Annotated in this window: 14 protein-coding genes; 9 read left to right on the top strand and 5 right to left on the bottom strand. The window is 46.5% G+C overall.

Going from position 1 to position 16,119, the window contains the following annotated elements:
• Nucleotides 1–279: 279 nt before the first annotated feature.
• Nucleotides 280–1,101, top strand: a complete 822-nt coding sequence (locus P0M28_RS02860; protein WP_302207939.1) for a PQLLE family protein — start codon at nt 280–282, stop codon at nt 1,099–1,101.
• Between the two features lie 10 nt (nt 1,102–1,111).
• Here the strand turns inward: P0M28_RS02860 and P0M28_RS02855 are convergent, their stop codons facing one another.
• Nucleotides 1,112–3,580: a zinc-dependent metalloprotease gene (locus P0M28_RS02855; protein WP_302207938.1), complete on the bottom strand. Its 2,469-nt coding sequence runs from the start codon at nt 3,578–3,580 to the stop codon at nt 1,112–1,114.
• Nucleotides 3,581–3,708: 128 nt separating this feature from the next.
• Here P0M28_RS02855 and P0M28_RS02850 point away from each other — a divergent pair, with 128 nt between their 5' ends.
• The 7 genes from P0M28_RS02850 (at nt 3,709) to P0M28_RS02820 (ending at nt 12,078) form a co-directional block, all read left to right on the top strand.
• Nucleotides 3,709–4,113: a T9SS type A sorting domain-containing protein gene (locus tag P0M28_RS02850; protein WP_302207937.1), complete on the top strand. Its 405-nt coding sequence runs from the start codon at nt 3,709–3,711 to the stop codon at nt 4,111–4,113.
• Nucleotides 4,114–4,216: 103 nt separating this feature from the next.
• Nucleotides 4,217–5,332 (top strand): T9SS type A sorting domain-containing protein, encoded by a 1,116-nt coding sequence (locus P0M28_RS02845; protein ID WP_302207935.1) that lies wholly within the window; start codon nt 4,217–4,219, stop codon nt 5,330–5,332.
• A 105-nt stretch (nt 5,333–5,437) separates the two neighbouring features.
• Nucleotides 5,438–8,236, top strand: a complete 2,799-nt coding sequence (locus P0M28_RS02840; RefSeq protein WP_302207934.1) for a T9SS type B sorting domain-containing protein — start codon at nt 5,438–5,440, stop codon at nt 8,234–8,236.
• A gap of 160 nt (nt 8,237–8,396) precedes the next feature.
• On the top strand, nt 8,397–9,377 hold the full coding sequence (locus tag P0M28_RS02835) for a Na/Pi cotransporter family protein (protein WP_302207933.1): 981 nt from the start codon (nt 8,397–8,399) through the stop codon (nt 9,375–9,377).
• Nucleotides 9,378–9,430: 53 nt separating this feature from the next.
• A complete protein-coding gene (locus tag P0M28_RS02830; protein WP_302207931.1) occupies nt 9,431–10,024 on the top strand; it encodes a DUF6434 domain-containing protein in 594 nt (197 codons plus the stop codon).
• 141 nt (nt 10,025–10,165) lie between these two features.
• Nucleotides 10,166–11,596 carry a M14 family zinc carboxypeptidase gene (locus tag P0M28_RS02825; RefSeq protein WP_302207929.1) on the top strand — a complete coding sequence of 477 codons (1,431 nt, stop codon included), beginning with the start codon at nt 10,166–10,168 and terminating at the stop codon, nt 11,594–11,596.
• A gap of 74 nt (nt 11,597–11,670) precedes the next feature.
• On the top strand, nt 11,671–12,078 hold the full coding sequence (locus P0M28_RS02820; RefSeq protein ID WP_302207928.1) for a GNAT family N-acetyltransferase: 408 nt from the start codon (nt 11,671–11,673) through the stop codon (nt 12,076–12,078).
• Nucleotides 12,079–12,124: 46 nt separating this feature from the next.
• On the opposite strand, the gene P0M28_RS02815 is transcribed toward P0M28_RS02820, so the two are convergent.
• Together P0M28_RS02815 and P0M28_RS02810 are read right to left on the bottom strand one after the other, a co-directional pair.
• A complete protein-coding gene (locus tag P0M28_RS02815; RefSeq protein WP_302207927.1) occupies nt 12,125–12,493 on the bottom strand; it encodes a VOC family protein in 369 nt (122 codons plus the stop codon).
• A 216-nt stretch (nt 12,494–12,709) separates the two neighbouring features.
• Nucleotides 12,710–13,672, bottom strand: a complete 963-nt coding sequence (locus P0M28_RS02810) for a helix-turn-helix transcriptional regulator (protein WP_302207925.1) — start codon at nt 13,670–13,672, stop codon at nt 12,710–12,712.
• 130 nt (nt 13,673–13,802) lie between these two features.
• Between P0M28_RS02810 and P0M28_RS02805 the strand changes: the two genes are divergently transcribed.
• Nucleotides 13,803–14,864 carry a PAS domain-containing protein gene (locus tag P0M28_RS02805; protein ID WP_302207924.1) on the top strand — a complete coding sequence of 354 codons (1,062 nt, stop codon included), beginning with the start codon at nt 13,803–13,805 and terminating at the stop codon, nt 14,862–14,864.
• 67 nt (nt 14,865–14,931) lie between these two features.
• On the opposite strand, the gene P0M28_RS02800 is transcribed toward P0M28_RS02805, so the two are convergent.
• Entirely contained in the window at nt 14,932–15,528 is a 597-nt protein-coding gene (locus tag P0M28_RS02800; RefSeq protein WP_302207923.1) for a DUF8845 family protein, read from the bottom strand.
• On the bottom strand, nt 15,500–16,012 hold the full coding sequence (locus P0M28_RS02795) for an RNA polymerase sigma factor (RefSeq protein ID WP_302207922.1): 513 nt from the start codon (nt 16,010–16,012) through the stop codon (nt 15,500–15,502). The genes P0M28_RS02800 and P0M28_RS02795 overlap by 29 nt, the downstream gene beginning before the upstream one ends.
• Nucleotides 16,013–16,119: the final 107 nt, after the last annotated feature.

Raw genomic sequence — 16,119 nt, 5'->3', positions numbered from 1 at the left:
TTTAGCGCTAAGAATATAAAAAATAGCCGTAGCATTAAACGTTTTATTGATGTTTGTTATACTCCTTTGGATATTTAGCGATGCCTCCGGTGGGAAGTACGCTTTCTGGCAGAACTCTTACGTATCAAACCGGAAATACGCACCTCCCAACGGTATTTAACTATTTCAAAATCAAAACACTCATCTCCCGGCGGTATTAGGTAGTCTCAAGGTTAGAATGCCCATCTCCCGCTGGTATTCGGTGGTGTGAAAGTCAATATGGTCATCTCCCGACGGAAGATGATAAAACAGTGGGTCTTCTTACTTGCCAGCGGTAACCGCTTAAAGGCTAAAGGGGCTCTTAAATCCGTAGTATGGTCAGATTACGGCGAAAATTTAGCTTTGTATTACTTAGGTAATGCTTGCTACTATATTGGCTATGGTAGTGGGGCTGACCTAGTTAACTTTATAGTCTGTACCAATATTAGTAGCATTATGAAGCAGAACGACTTTCTAAAACAAGTATATGTAGCGTTAACCAACGCCGCTAGCTCGCCCGAACTACTATCTCTGTTGAAAGAGTACGGCTACAATGATAAAAAGCTGCGCGAAGGGCTAAAGCTGTATAATGATGTAGAGCAACTGAATCAGCAGCAGCAACTGGCTAATCAGGAAGCCAAAACGACAGTACAAAGCCTGCAAGCCACTCGTCAGCAGCTAATAGATACCTTTCAAACGCATTTGGATACGGCTCGGCTGGCCTATAAGCGCGAAGCAGACTATACTGATACGCTATCGCTCACCCAAGCCCGGCAAAAAACGGTTCCCGATTTGCTGGCTCAAACCCAACAATTCTACGCCAACATACCCGTAGCTCTCATGGAAAAGTACCACGTCTCCCAGCAGGAACTAACTGATTCGGCTTCGTTGGTGCAGCAAGTGAAGGATTTGGTAGCCCTGCAACGTAAGGCACAAGCCCAGGTACAAACGCTTACGCAAACCCGTCAGGCCGCTATGGCCGAGCTAAAAGACTGGATGAAAATCTTCTTTACCATTGCCAAAGTGGCACTGCGCGAACATCCGCAGCAGCTAGAAGCACTAGATATTGTGGTGCCTTCTTAGAATTATACCTTCACTCATGCCCGTGAGGGCACCAAGCTGCCGGATGCAGATAATCTAGCCCACCCTGCCCAATAGGCGAGCCATCTGGGGGACTAAGTGGGTCGGGTAGCGACATATCTTCGGGATTATTTTCAAACTGGGTAATCTGCCGTAATAGATAAGCCTGATGCGCCTGTTCGGGAGTATCGGCTGCGCTTCTTTGGTTAGTGAGTAGTTGTTTTACATCGTTTACCCGAAGCGTAGCCATCGCCCGGGCTTGTTCGGCGGCTGCTTCGTTGCTGGCTAGCTGAATAAGATGGGTAAGCACCAATCGCTCTACCAAACGTTGCAGCTCACCTTCGTAACCGCGGGCTCGGTAAGATGCCCCGAAGGTTTTTTGAATGAGTTTATCCGTTAAATCGGCAAAACTAGGAACACCACTTTCGCGGGAGGCAAAGTCAATCATACGGGTAGCCCGTTCGTGGTTCAGCAGTAAGCCCAACGTAAAGTTGGCAGCAGATTCGGCGGCAGCAATAGGATCAAATGTAATTCCAGTGCGCGATTTGAATATCTCACGCTCGTTTTCGTAAAAACCCAAAGGGTAGGGTGGGAGCAAGTTAAGCACGTTCTCAGGAATCGCCAGAGCCTTAGGTGACACGGTTTCTAATAAGGCATCAATGGCCTCGCGTTGCTTCCGTCCGTCTACTACTTCCAGCGGATCCTGCCCGTCGCCGCGCACAGCATAGGTATAGTTTAATCCACCCACCAATTTGGCGGCAGCTTCTATCTGATAGCGGTGAAACAGATACATAGGTACCAGTACTTCTTCCAGCGTGGCCAGGGGCTGCCCGAACGGAATTTTCTTTTCAGATAAGTTTTTCAGGGCAATCTGACGTACTTCTATTACGCGCTTCAGTTCATCTGCCGCATCCGCTCCGTTATCCCACAGGTGGGCGTAGGGGTGGGCTCCGCTCACTGCCCGAGCATCGCGGTCAGAGATAAATAGCAGTCCGTCGTCAATGGATTGTTGCAGTATTTCATTCAGAGATTCTTCCTCGTTTGTGCCTTCGGGAAAGTCTTGATAGCCATAGGTGATGGCTACCTTGTCCCACGCGCCAATACCGTCGTCGTACGCATCCGACAAGTTTAGTTTGCCGTTATCAATATCTACTTTCGGGTGCGGGTAGTCCATCACTGAAGCTCGCTCGTTGACTGAAGCGGTGTAATTATGAACCAAGCCTAGCGTATGCCCCACTTCGTGAGCAGCCAGTTGCCGGAGGCGTTGCAACGACATTTTCATCATCTCGTCCGAAACAGGTTCGTCTTTTTCGTACTCCGCCACTAGACCGGAAGCAATCAGAAAGTCCTGACGAACCCGCAGCGAGCCGAGCGTCACCTTTCCTTTAATGATTTCTCCGGTACGCGGGTCGTAGATACTACCGCCGTAGGACCAGCCCCGGGTAGAGCGGTGTACCCACTGCACTAAATTGTAGCGAATGTCCATCGGGTCAGCATCTTCCGGTAGCAGTTCTACCTGAAAGGCATTACGGTAGCCTGCTGCTTCGTAAGCCTGGTTCCACCAGCGCATTCCGTCCATCAGTGCTGAGCGGATTGGTTCCGGGGCTCCGGGATCCATGTAGTACACAATGGGTTCCACTGCTTCGCTTACTTCGGCGGTTGGATCTTTCTTCTTCAGGCGGTGCCGACGAATGAGCCGTTGCGTGATGGGCTGGTCTACCGGAGTGGCGTAGTCCATGTACTGTACTGACATATAGCCGGAGCGAGGATCGAAAGTCCGCGGTTTATAATTATCGTCGGGCAATTCTACGAAAGAGTGGTGCTGGCGAACGGTAACCGCACCATTATCGGGCGAAATAGATTGGAGGTACGCTCCCGCATCTTTTCCAGTGAAGGTTAGTGTACTCTCAATCTCAGTATTTTTCGGGAAGTTTTTGGTACGTGGTAAATAGATTGCCGAACGAGAGTCATCTACACTAAAAGTGCCCTGCTTGGTTCGTTTAATCATCTGGCTGATGCCGTAAATATCGCTTAGCGCAAACGTGGTTAGGTCAATCAGCACGCGCTTATCTTCCTGGGCAGCTACCTCAAAACCGTAGATCACCGATTCGGCAAAAGACTCGGCCACGGCTCGTTGTTCGTTCTGATCGTCGGATACGGCTCGATAACGTTGGTTAGGTTCTACCAGCAGTACTTTGCTTCCAATTCGCCGAAACTCCACCACCTGCGGACGGCCCAACCGCCCCCGGTCGAGACCAATATCGTTGGAGCCTGCTCCAGAGGCTAAGGTAGTGTAGTACAGAAACTCAGTGTCCAGTTTGTCAACCTCCAAATAGATTTTACCTTCGTTGGCATCCCAGTAGATCGGAAAGTACCCGTCGTACTTTTCCATTCCTTCGGTTTTTTCAGAAATAGTATCTTGAGCAAAGGCTGAGGCAGCAGAAAATAACAGGGCTAGGCTCAGTAGAAAAAGCTTATGCATGATAGATAGGTGGGTTGTGATAGAAATTTTATAAATTTTTAACAAACGCGTTTCAACCTTCTGGTTAGTTTTGGGGTCTAAGATAATGAAGAGAAAGTAACATCAGTGAGAAAACTACGCAAAGAACTATGAATAAAATTTACCTATACTTACTAATAACAATGATTGTTCTGCCTTTCTGCGGAAGAGCTAATCAAATATACGGAGTAGAAGCAACTACATCTCCTCAAAATAGTGTTTATACGGCTTCACTTTCTATTTCCCGTGTGCCGAGCACTCAGCAAGAACCGGATAAGCCAGTAGTGCGGTTATATCCTAACCCCAACGAGGGAGCGTTTACGCTAGAAATTACCGACGACCGTTGGCAGATGGCTACCGCTACTCTTCATAATATTATTGGGCTGGAGATTGATCGCCGTACGGTACTGCTGGGCGAAAACAGTTACAGCATCCCTGAATGCCAACCCGGTATCTATTTTCTTACGTTACAACAGGATGGTCTGCAAAAGGTGCTGCGCTTTGTGAAAAGGTGATTGTATCAGCAGGCTTGCGTGGTTTCATTCTTGGCGAGTTGTAGCAATATTCCCACTATTTCAGAGTTAAGTAGAATATAAGCTATTTTTTAACGCTAAGACTATGAAAAAACGCTACATAGTTGGGATCTTATCAGCACTACTTTTCCCCTTTTTAGCTGAAGGTACGCATAAGTACGGAGCACAGATAACAGCTACCGTCAAGTCTTGTCAAGCAAATATATATACGATAACGATCACTAGCTACGAAGACCTCGGTACTGAAACAGGATTCGGTGGGGGTATTTTAGAACTAGGTTTTGGTGATCCTATTGACATCAACGACGAAATTGATTTTTCTCGTGAGGTGGGTAGCTACGGTGATGATTCTTTAAGCATTAGTAGGTTAGTGCTAGATGATGTAGCTTTTCCTAGTTCGGGGGAGTATATAATTACGTTTACTGAATTTAACCGTAATGCGAACGTAGTTAATATTCGTAACTCAGTGAACACTCCGCTGTACGTAGAGGCAAAACTGGTTATTGACCCGTTTTTGTGCAATAGCACTCCGCAACTCTCAGGGGTTGGTAATTATCGGGCTTACGTCAACTCAGCCTTTGCCCAAGAATTGAGTATTTACGATCCAGATGGCGATAGCCTATCCTTAGAACTCATTGTGCCTAAGCAAGAATTAGGGGTTCCGGTCGCTTACTTGGGTGCTCCGTTAGACGTTAATTTACGTTACGCTGATAACCCCACCAATGCGGAAGGTACGGGTCTGCCTACTTTTGCCTTTGATACCAGTGCTCTGGTTTGGAATGCTCCCAATCTTCCCGGTGACTTTGTAGTAGCTCTTCGGGTAAACGAGTGGCGCGAGATCAACGGAGAATGGCAACAACTAGGCTACGTTACCCGCGATCTGACAATTCAGGTGTTAGACACGGTGAACAATATTTCCTTTACAGATATCATCACATCTACCCCTGAAGAAGAACTACATAAACCCGAAGTGCGGTTGTTTCCGAACCCTAACGAAGGGGAGTTTACATTGGAAATTACGGGCGATATTTGGCGAGCGGCTACCGCTACTCTTCATAATATTATCGGGCAGGAAATCAATCGCCGTACCGTGCTGCCGGGCGAAAACAGTTACAGTATTCCCGAGTGTCAGCCGGGAGTTTACTTTCTTACACTTCGGCAAGGGGCACTGCAAAATGTGCTACGTTTTGTAAAGCGCTAGCTTATCAACTATACCTTACTAGTGACATACTAGCCTGAGGTGATAATTCGTTTTGTAAAAAGTAGAGGTAGCCCTGTGAGGTGTCGACTTTTTTCTTGTTATCGTATGCGCGCTCAACCTATTTTTCGGCTGATAATACTTGGTCTACTTTATTCCCCTTCGCTACTGGCTACGCACATCCGGGCGGGAGAAATTACCGCTCAACTACTCTCTTGCCAGCAATTTACCTATCGCTTTACCCTCACAGGTTACGAAGACACTGGATCGGGTGTAGAACTGGGCGATGGAAATGGTGAGCTATACTTTGGGTTTGGCGACCCGGTACCAGTTTCCAAGGAAGCGTTTGACCGTCAGATAATTATGGTAGGAGAAGAGGAAGTCCGTATTAGCACTTATGTTTTTGAGTATACCTTCCCAGCGGGAGGTACTTACGTGGTTAGTTATCGTGAGCGGAACCGGAACGAACTTATTCTAAATATGTCTAATTCAATAGGAACGGCTTTCTACATTGAAACCGAAATTGTGATTGACCCGCTGTTCTGCAATAGCACCCCAGTGTTAGACAGTCAACCCGTAGACGGAGCGGTGATTGGTCGTACGTTTACCCATAACCCTAGTGCGTATGATCCTGACGGCGATAGCTTATCGTACCGGATGGTGATTCCGCAGCAAGACCGCGATGAAGAAGTATTTAATTACTCCTTTCCGGATGTTTATGATCGGGAACGAGGTACCAACCCCAACCCATTGCAGCAAGATGGGAGCACCCCGGTTTTTCTGGAATTAGATGCCTTAACCGGACTATTAACCTGGAATGCGCCGGGTAACTTGGGTGAATACAATGTAGCCTTTGTTGTAGAAGAATGGCGGAAGATAGAAGGAGAATGGTTTCGGCTGGGCTACGTTACCCGCGACATGCAAATTATTGTAGAGGATGGAGTCAACTTTCCGCCCGAGGTGCAAGTGCCTCAAGACCTGTGTGTGGTGGCGGGAGAATCACTCTCACTACCGGTCTCGGCTCGCGACCCAGATGGTAATCAACTTGTGTTTGAAGGATTTGGTGAGCCGTTTAGCCAAAGAGATCAACCGGCAGTACTATCACCTAGTCTAACCGAACTGTCCACTCCAGCCGAAGTAATGTTTAGCTGGACACCCCAGTGCCAACAGGTTCGTCAGCGTCCGTACCAAGTTAATATTAAAGTTACGGATGTTCCTTCGGTACCACCTCCGTTGGTTACCTACGATCAGTGGAACATCACCGTGTTAGGCCCACCCGTAGAAAACCTGCAAGCTCGCCTCCAGGATGAAGAAGTGCTACTTCGCTGGGATCGCTACTTCTGCGCCAATCAAGCTGAGTCAGTTCAGCTATACCGTCGTATCGGTTCATATCCTCTGCCGGACGATCCCTGTTATACGGGTCTACCCGAAGAAGCAGGCTATACACTAGTAAGGACGTTAGCTCCTGATTTGGTTAGTGTACAGGATGGTCGTTCGGGCGATTTATCACCGGGAGTAACGTACTGCTATCGGGTAGTAGCCACCTTCCCCGATGGTAGCGTCAGCGTTGCTTCCGAGGAAGTCTGCGTAACTACTCCTTCTCAGGCTCCTTTTATTACCAATGTAAGTGTAGAAGCCACCGATGCAGCCGATGGACGAATTACAGTGCGCTGGACCGAACCACTGGGTGAAGCGGCCGATTTGTTTTCAGCTCCCTACTCCTACACCTTGCTGCGAGGTACCGATGTCTCTTCGCCTTTAGCGGTAGTAGCCGAACAGTTGACAGCAACGACTTACGAAGATCAGGGGTTGAATACCGAAAATAATACCTATTACTATCAGGTAGTGGGCTTTGATGCCGAAGGAAATATAATTGATACCTCCGCAGTAGCTTCCTCAGTACGCTTGGCGGCGGCTGCTCAGCCCGCGCAGATTGAAATCAATTGGCAAGCGAGTGTTCCGTGGAACAACCAAACCCCTGATTATCCCTATCACTACATCTTCCGAGGCACGGCTAATAATGAAGCCTTGGTGCTACTCGATAGTGTGTCCGTTACCGCCGATGGCTTCTCTTATACCGATACTACAGTGGAAGCGTCTGACGGAGAGAAAATAACGTACTGCTATCGGGTATTAACTCAAGGAAGGTACGATGCTTCTTTACCGATTGATGCCCCATTGCTTAACTACTCCCAGCGTATTTGTGTATCCCCCTTTGACTCGGTTCCACCTTGTGCAATAGCCACTCTTAAATTGGTTGGTGATACACTAGATTGTGCAACCCAGCTGGCAGGTAAACCCTGTAATTATGCCGACTGGAGCAATACGATTGCTTGGCAGGTGCAGCGGGAGAGTTGTGCGGCTGATATTGCGGGCGTAAATGTATACTTCGCTTCTACTGATACGCTAGGGTTAGAAGAGTATCAACTCGTTGCCTCTCAGGTAACTGACACCTTTTACGTAGATGGACCACTTCCTATGCCTGTTGGGTGCTATCGGGTACGAGTAGTTGACCAATCGGGTAACGAAAGCGCGTGGTCAGAGCCGGTCTGTCAAGATAACTGTCCATTTTTTGCGCTTCCTAATATCTTCACGCCTAATGAGGACGGGGTGAACGAATACTTTGAGACACTGAAAGAGCCGTTTTGTCCCCGCTTCGTCCAGCGAGTACAGTTGTACGTATTTAATCGTTGGGGAAAAGAAGTGCACTTTTACGATAGTGGTGGGCAACCAAACCGCGAGGTGAGCCTTCGCAAATTCTGGGACGGGCGAACCGTGGAAGGTCGAAGGGTTTCACCTGGAATCTATTTCTACCGGGCTGAAGTTTACTTTTCAGAGCTACAACCTATCCCGCGTACGTACAAAGGTTGGGTGCAGGTAATGTACGAGGATGTAGGGACGAATTGAGTGGTAGTTGTCAATTGACGGTCAATAGTTTGTTGACTTCGGGCTTCTATCGCCTACCTGTTCTCACTCAACGCCCTCTAGAAAACTTAACATTTTCCTAACATTGGTCTTAGCAGATCGTAAGCTAAATTCAGTAGATTTTAGGCTTAGATATACTGTTATGACATCTGCTGATACTTCGCTTGACTGGCTCTCAATGGTGATGGGGCTAATTGCTGGCCTGGTTCTCTTTATTTTTGCTGTTACTCAACTTTCCGATGCGGTAAAGACTATTGCTAATGATAAAATTCGGATTTGGTTAGCTCGTTTCACTACCAACCGTTTCAGCGGAGTGCTCACCGGAACAGCAGCGACTGCGGTGGTTGGTTCTTCTTCGGTAACCATCATTATGGTAATTGCACTGGTGAACGCTGGTTTACTAACTTTTGTAGAATCCCTAGGAGTGGTGATGGGTTCAAATATTGGCACTACTCTTTCTAGCCAGTTAATTGCGTTTGACGTAGACGAGTACGCTCCGATCGGGTTGCTAGTGGGCTTACTACTACAATCACTGGGGCGTTCGGCTCGCTGGAGGAGTATCGGAAGAATTGTCTTTACACTGGGGCTTATCTTTTTCGCTTTAGGACTGATGGGAGAAGCGATGAACCCTCTGAAGGACTATCCCCCCTTTCTGGAAACACTAAAGGATTTGGAGAATCCTTGGTTGGGTGTGTTGGTCGGGGCTGTAGCTACGGTGCTTATCCAATCTTCATCGGCTACTATGGGAATTGTCATTACGTTAGCCAGTCAGGGCATGATGACACTGCCGGCGGGAGTAGCTGTTATGCTGGGAGCCGAAATCGGAACCTGTGCCGACACCCTGATTGCCACTATTGGGCGCGACCGGGCTGCTATTCGTACGGGTATCTTTCATCTGGCGTTTAACATGGCTACTGTAATTGGTGGAGTGCTGATGGTTGACGGAATTATTCAGGCCGCTGAGTGGATGTCGGACGGGGCTAGTTTGGAGCGTAAAGTAGCCAATGCTCACCTCATCTTCAACGTAGGTGGAGTAGTGGTCTTTATTGGGCTCGCTGGAACCGCCGCAAAAGTTCTTCAGTGGTTGGTTCCTGATAAGAGAAAGAAGCTAACTTCGGTGTAAATATTCACTCGGGATAGTACCTTGCTAATCAGTTACAATATGATTATGATAAGATGAAACGGCCCGCGTTTGAGGATGTAAAAACAGGCGAAGAATTTAACCGTTGGTACTGGCTAAAAGGGGAAATGGTAGAAATATGTAAGCATTCTAACCTACCAACCCACGGTCGGAAGTTTGACTTGCGCGATAGAATAATGTACGCGTTGGATAACAACGGTGCTGTTAAAGAAGAACCCAGGGAAAAGAAGGCAACATCAAAATTCAATTGGGCCAAGGCCGAGCTTACCCCTCAAACGCTGATTACCGATAACATTTCTTTCGGCCCCAATTTTAGAAAGTTTATGAAAAGCCAGATCGGAAACAAGTTTTCTTGCCATAGCGATTTTATGGATTGGGTAAAGGCCAATGAAGGCAAGACCTTGAAGTATGCAGTTGAAAAATGGTATGTACTAGAAGCCAGAAAGGATGATCCGAAATTCAGCCGAGAAATAGCTGATAACAATATGTTCAACCAGTATACTCGCGACTTCTTGAATGATAATGCGGGCAAAACACTAAAAGATGCCAAAAGATACTGGCAACTGAAAAAACAGCTTCCCACAAAAGACGGGTTCGTAAGATACGAACGAACAGATTTAGCGCTTTGACCTTTCGCCGAGTCTTGTCAGCAAGGTAGCTTATAGCAGCTTAAAGCTACTGGAAAAGGTTTGCGTCGAGCAGTTCTTGTTCCGGATTAAAAAAGGAATCTAATACTGACCTAATTCCGGCAAATTCGGTATTTTTCGCCCATGATAAAATGGCTACTGCTTACACTGATTATTTTTATGTCATCGAGTGACTTATTCGCTCAGATTTTGCCGGTGCCTGCCACTGCTTATCAGCATCACGACCGATACCGCGAATCAAGCATTACCCATCGTCGCTTTAAGCACAGCGATCTGGAACCACTAATACTGAATTTACGCGGTAACTCGCTATTTAGGGTTACTCCGCTCGGAAAATCAATTGAGGGGAGAACGATCTACGATGTTTCTTTCGGAACTGGAGAAACAACAGTATTGCTTTGGTCGCAGATGCACGGCGATGAGACCACCGCGACAATGGCCGGACTGGATTTATTCAACTTCTTTGCCCAAAGTGATGAGCTTGATCCACTACGAGAACAAATTCTGGCGAAGTTGAATATCCATTTTGTGCCGATGCTTAATCCTGATGGTGCCGAGCAGTTTCAGCGGCAAAATGCCCTGGACATTGATCTGAACCGGGATGCCCTCCGACTACAGTCGCCCGAATCTCAGATGTTGAAACGGCTGCGCGATAGCCTCCAAGCGGACTTTGGTTTTAACTTGCACGATCAAAGTATCTACTACACCGCCGGAACCAGCCCTAAGCCCGCTACTATTTCTTTTTTGGCTCCCGCCTACAATTACGAAAAAGAAGTTAATGAAGTACGGAACCGGGCACTACAGCTTATCGTGTTGCTAGATGACGCTATTCAAGCATTCATTCCTGGGCAAGTAGGTCGCTACAATGATGATTTTGAACCTCGGGCCTTTGGCGATAATATGCAAAAGTGGGGTACCAGTACAGTACTGATTGAGTCAGGTGGGTACACAGACGACCCGGAGAAGCAGCAAATTCGGAAGATCAATTTTGTGTTACTTCTAACCGGATTGCACGCTATTGCTAAACAAACCTACGCAAAGGCAGCAGTGAATAATTATTTTGAGATTCCCGAAAACGAGCGATACCTGTACGATCTGATTATCAGAAATGTACAGCGAGAAATGAATGGTCAGCCATACACCATTGACGTAGGAATTAATAGAGTTGAGGTAGATCGGGCGGGTCATCGGGATTTTTATCATCTCAGTCGTATTCAGTATATCGGCGACCTTTCTACTTACCACGGATATCAGGAATTGGATGGAGATGGTTGGGCCGTGGTACCGGGTCAAGTATACCCGAAAGTTCAGAAAGATTTTCAGGCAGTAGCCGAACTTAAAGCGGAGCGATTGCTGAAACGGGGCTATACCACGGTACAAGTAAAAGACATGAAAAGCGATGAACATCTCCGGTCTACTTTACTGCTAGACGTGATTTCAAAAGGAGCAGAATTAGAACCGGAGATACTATTGGGCCGACGAGCTAATTTCGTGCTGAAGAAGCGAAAAAGAGTAAAATTTGCGGTAGTAAACGGAGTTTTGGTTGAACTTTAGCGTTTTTTACCCCAAAATTTGCGTATATTGCGTTAGTTTTGACTCTAAAAAAGCAGTCTGTCGGCTGTGTTGGCATGAATATCACGATAAAAGAAACCAAAGGAATAAAGAAGAAGGATATACTTTCTCTCTACGAAGCGAATGAGTGGTCGTCGGCTCAGAAGCCGGATGCCCTCTACAATGCGCTGATGAATTCGGATACTTTAGTATCGGCCTGGGACGGAAATATCCTGGTTGGCATCGGTAATGCTATTACGGACGGTCATTTGGTAGTGTATTATCCACACTTGCTAGTACTACCGAATTACCAAGGGCGAGGGGTTGGTAAAAAAATAATGGAAGTGTTTCGGGAAAGATACGCTAGCTTTCATCAGCAAATTTTGGTAGCTGATGGACAAGCCATTAACTTTTATGAGCAGTGTGGTTTTGAGTCGGCCGGAGAAACCCGTGCCATGTGGATCTACCAAGGTAGCGAACATTAATCAAAAACGGGGCAAAGCTGCTGTCTCACCCCGTCTTCTCTTCGCTTTACCTGGTGGGTTGAATGCGCTGATAAATATCTACTCCGATACCGCTAGGGTCTTTAATAGCAAAGTGACGGTCGCCCCAAACTTCATCTTTAATTTCAGCAACAATAGGCACCCCCGCCTGCTGGAGCCGTTGGTATTTCCGGTGAGCATCGTCAGTTTGAAAAGCCAGCCAGCTACCACCCCCAAAAGTCGGTTGAAACAATACGTTTTGCTGGGACAACTCCGGTAGCATAAATCCTAATTCGTAATCGCCTTTCTTCAGTAAGATGAACCAATCATCTTCAAAGATGACTTCAAAGCCAAAGTGCTGGGTGTAGAACTCCTTACTTTCGGCCAATTTGGTGGTGTTAAATCCGGGATACATCATGGTGATATATGGGTTTAGTGAAACAATAACCCTAAGATCATAGCCCGGAGTGACAACCCTATGTCAGCAGAGTTTTCTTTTAGTCCACAGACGACGGTCTACAGTTGATAATTGATAGTGGAAAATGGAAAAGAAAAATCAACTCTGGATACCCACTCCGGAAAGGTTCTCAGTCTAATTTCAGATTATTAGTGCCCGGCGGCCATCTTCTGCCGTTTATCCACTATAATGCTGAATTAGCTCTTGCGCGAGTTTTTGCATTGTATAGCGCAGATGATCGGGGGAGATAACCGTTACGCCGGTGCTGTACATCAGTAGCCAGCGAGCAAAATATTCTATTTCCGTAACCAGAAACCAATTTTCGGCACCATCGTCAGTAGTTTTTTCTTGCATAAATCCGTAGCGATAGCGGTCTTGCTCAATGAATCGGAGAACTGAAGAGTGAAAGTGAATTTTTGTCAGCACGGCATCCGTGGTTTGGCTTTGTCGGTTTAGGTATTGTTCCAGACTAAGACGGTCGCGCAAATGATAACGCTGACCGGTGATGTCTAACTTACTCATCCGGTCGAGGCGAAAATCGCGATAGTCTTGCCGAAGCTGGCAGTGAGCAATGATATGCCAAGCATCGCCGTAGTATACCATACCAATTGGTTCAATGCCTCGCCGAGTAAACTGACCGCTACCGGGCGAAAAATAATCCATTTCTACCACCTCCCGGTTGAGTAGGGCTTGTTGAATTTTCTCCAGATGCACATCAGTTGGGCTCATTTCAGTTTCAGTATTGCGGTTGGGTGGGTTAAGTACGGTGACCTTGCTTTCCAGATCATCGAGCATTTCTTGGTGCTCTTCTTTCAGCACAGCCTTGATTTTGTAGAGCGCATTTTCGTGTTGCTTTTGAACGGATACATCCGTAAACTGACTCGCAAATTTTCCGGCTATTAACAATGCCCGAGCTTCTTCAGGAGTAAACTGTATCGGAGGAAGGCGATAGCCATCCGCCAAAAAGTAGCCTACTCCTGCTTCGGAACCGATAGGTACGCCTGCTTCTTCCAGCGCGCGAATATCCCGGTATACCGTACGCAGACTAATAGCGAAGCGATTGGCAATGTCTTGCGCTCGTGTAATGCGTTGGCTTTGTAGCTGGATGAGAATAGCCGTGAGGCGGTCAATACGATTCATAAGATAGCCTTAGTAATTGGGATAAAAATAAAGAAAATAGCACATACGTGCTGTCTTAGCAGCTATGAATGGTTAATTAGCGTCCTTCGTTATAAATTTATTGTTTAAACCTCCAAAAAATTAGTAGCTAATGCCAGAGAGTTACCATCTTCTTCTTCCTAACGAAAAATTCTCTTTGCAAAAATTTGTGTTAGGCGGATTTGGCTTTGGTTTACTCTTTCCGGTTGGGGCTATTATTGCCGATATCTTACTGCATAGCCTTCCGCTAACTGTTGCTTCAGTTGTACATGTTCATCAGATCAACCCCATTCACTTTGTAGTAGACTCCGCCCCCTTCGTCCTATCGGCTACTGCTTATGTAATTGGCCGATTGATCCGATCTCAGGAACAGACTGCCCGAAAGCATCTGGTCGGTAGTGAGAAAAAGCTTTACCAGGTGCTGCGCCATAATCCTGATGCCATTTTTTTGGTTCGTATCAGCGACTTTCAGATTGAGCAGTACAATAGCATGGCTTTGCGGCTATGCGGTATTGATTCAAAAGGTGATTGGGATACCTACGCGCCCCGGTTTTTCGCTTCGCTAAATGGGTCGCTCTCTATCTTGACGCAACTCACATCAGAAGGAGATACTTTTTCTACGGAAGAAGTACTAACCACTGCTAAGGGGCAAATAATTTGGGGGCAAGTATCACTATATACCTTTTCTATGCATGAACATACTTACCAACTTATCAGAATTGCTGATATCACCCCCATGAAGCAACGGGAGCTAGAACTAGAGACTATCAAACAAGAACTACAACAGCGCGGCGAAGAACTTCAACTAGCTAACGAGGAGATAACCGTAATCAACGAGAATCTAGAGCAAATTGTAGAAGAACGAACCAACCTCCTCCACCAGCGGAACAACCAACTAGCGAAGTATGCCTTTTTGAACGCCCATAAAATACGTGGTCCACTGGCTCGGGTATTAGGTTCTTCTTACGCGCTGGAGTATGCCAAAAATGAAGGGGAGCGCCAGAAATTTATTCACTCAGTGGCAAAGTCAGCGCAGGAGTTAGATACGGTTATTCATAAGATGGCGGAAACACTTACGGTCACTAATGACCAACAAAGAGAGGAGATTATCAACACCATTGAAGAAGAAACCACTACTAGTAGCGAAGATAGTAATAGGTTGTACGCCAAATGACGGAAGCCTCTGCTTAGAGCCTAAATAGCCACTCACGAAGCACTGTCTGCCTTGGTTCTGATAAAATTTAATACTCTGAAATTTCCTTAAGCAGTTGCTCCAATCGATTAATTCGGGCTTGGTACAGATGCTTTATGTATAAGTGAGTTCCCCCGAGGCAGCCGAGAGCAAGAATTGCTGCTCCTACCATAAAGGCAGTTGAATTAGCATTGACGAGTATCGTTAATGCTGAGTCGGAGTCATCTTGTGAAGCTATGTATATTCCAATCCAGAAGCCGACTAGTACGCTTGCTCCACAAATAACTTTGTAATGACGCACATATGATTTTAGAAAATGTAAGGCTTCCTGTAAATACGTTTTCAAATTATCTTCGTAATGAATTTTATCAAACTGTCGCAATGACTGCCGATAAAAGTAGATTAAGCAACCCATAAAAACCACCAACAGCATGCTTCCCATCCAATAAGTTGGTAGCCAGAACGCCCCGACAATGGTGGCGAATAACACCGGCCAAGTGACCAGAAGTTCATGCTTGATTGCTCTCCGAAATTTTTCTAATTCATCTGAAGAGCGACGGCTGATAGCAACCTCTACTTCCTGTGGGCTGACAGTCTTTTCATCCCGGGTAGAAGCCTTACGCCAGAGTGCCTGTAGTTCGTCCATGAATCAGTTGATTTAATTGTTTTTTAATTCGGCTAATGCGTACGCCCACATTACTCTGGCTTATCCCCAAAATATCAGCCATTTCGTCGTAACTCCGCTCCTCCAGATAGAGCATAATAATAGCACGATCTAATTCTTTTAGCCGACGAATGCCCGCGTAGAGCTGTTGTATCTGCTCTTCTTCAGTAGTATCGTAGGTTACATCGGCCCAGTGCTGGGCTGCATCGGCGTCGATGGGTGTTGAAGCTACTTGCCGTTTTTTGAGCTTGAGTTGCGATAGGCAAACGTTCAAAGCAACCCGGTATACCCAAGTAGATGCTTTGGCATCGCCCCGAAAGGAGTCAAACGACTTCCAGAGCTGAAGAACTACCTCTTGAAAATAATCGCGAAAATCATTGTGGTTGTCGGTATACAGCCGACATACTTTTCGGATTACGGCAGTATTCTCGTTCAAAAAGCCTAGAAATTGCTGCGTTGGCGGCATACTATCTCAAGTTACAGTGGGTTAGTTGGTAGTTGAACACATTTCTTACAAAAAATGAAAAAAAGTTTTTTGCTCATATTTGTAATAAAACTGAAGCAGCTATCACT

The organism is Tunicatimonas pelagia (assembly GCF_030506325.1).
GTDB classification, from domain to species: Bacteria; Bacteroidota; Bacteroidia; order Cytophagales; family Cyclobacteriaceae; genus Tunicatimonas; species Tunicatimonas pelagia.
Note: the sequence above shows the minus strand (reverse complement) of the source record. Positions and strands in the feature narration are given on the sequence as shown.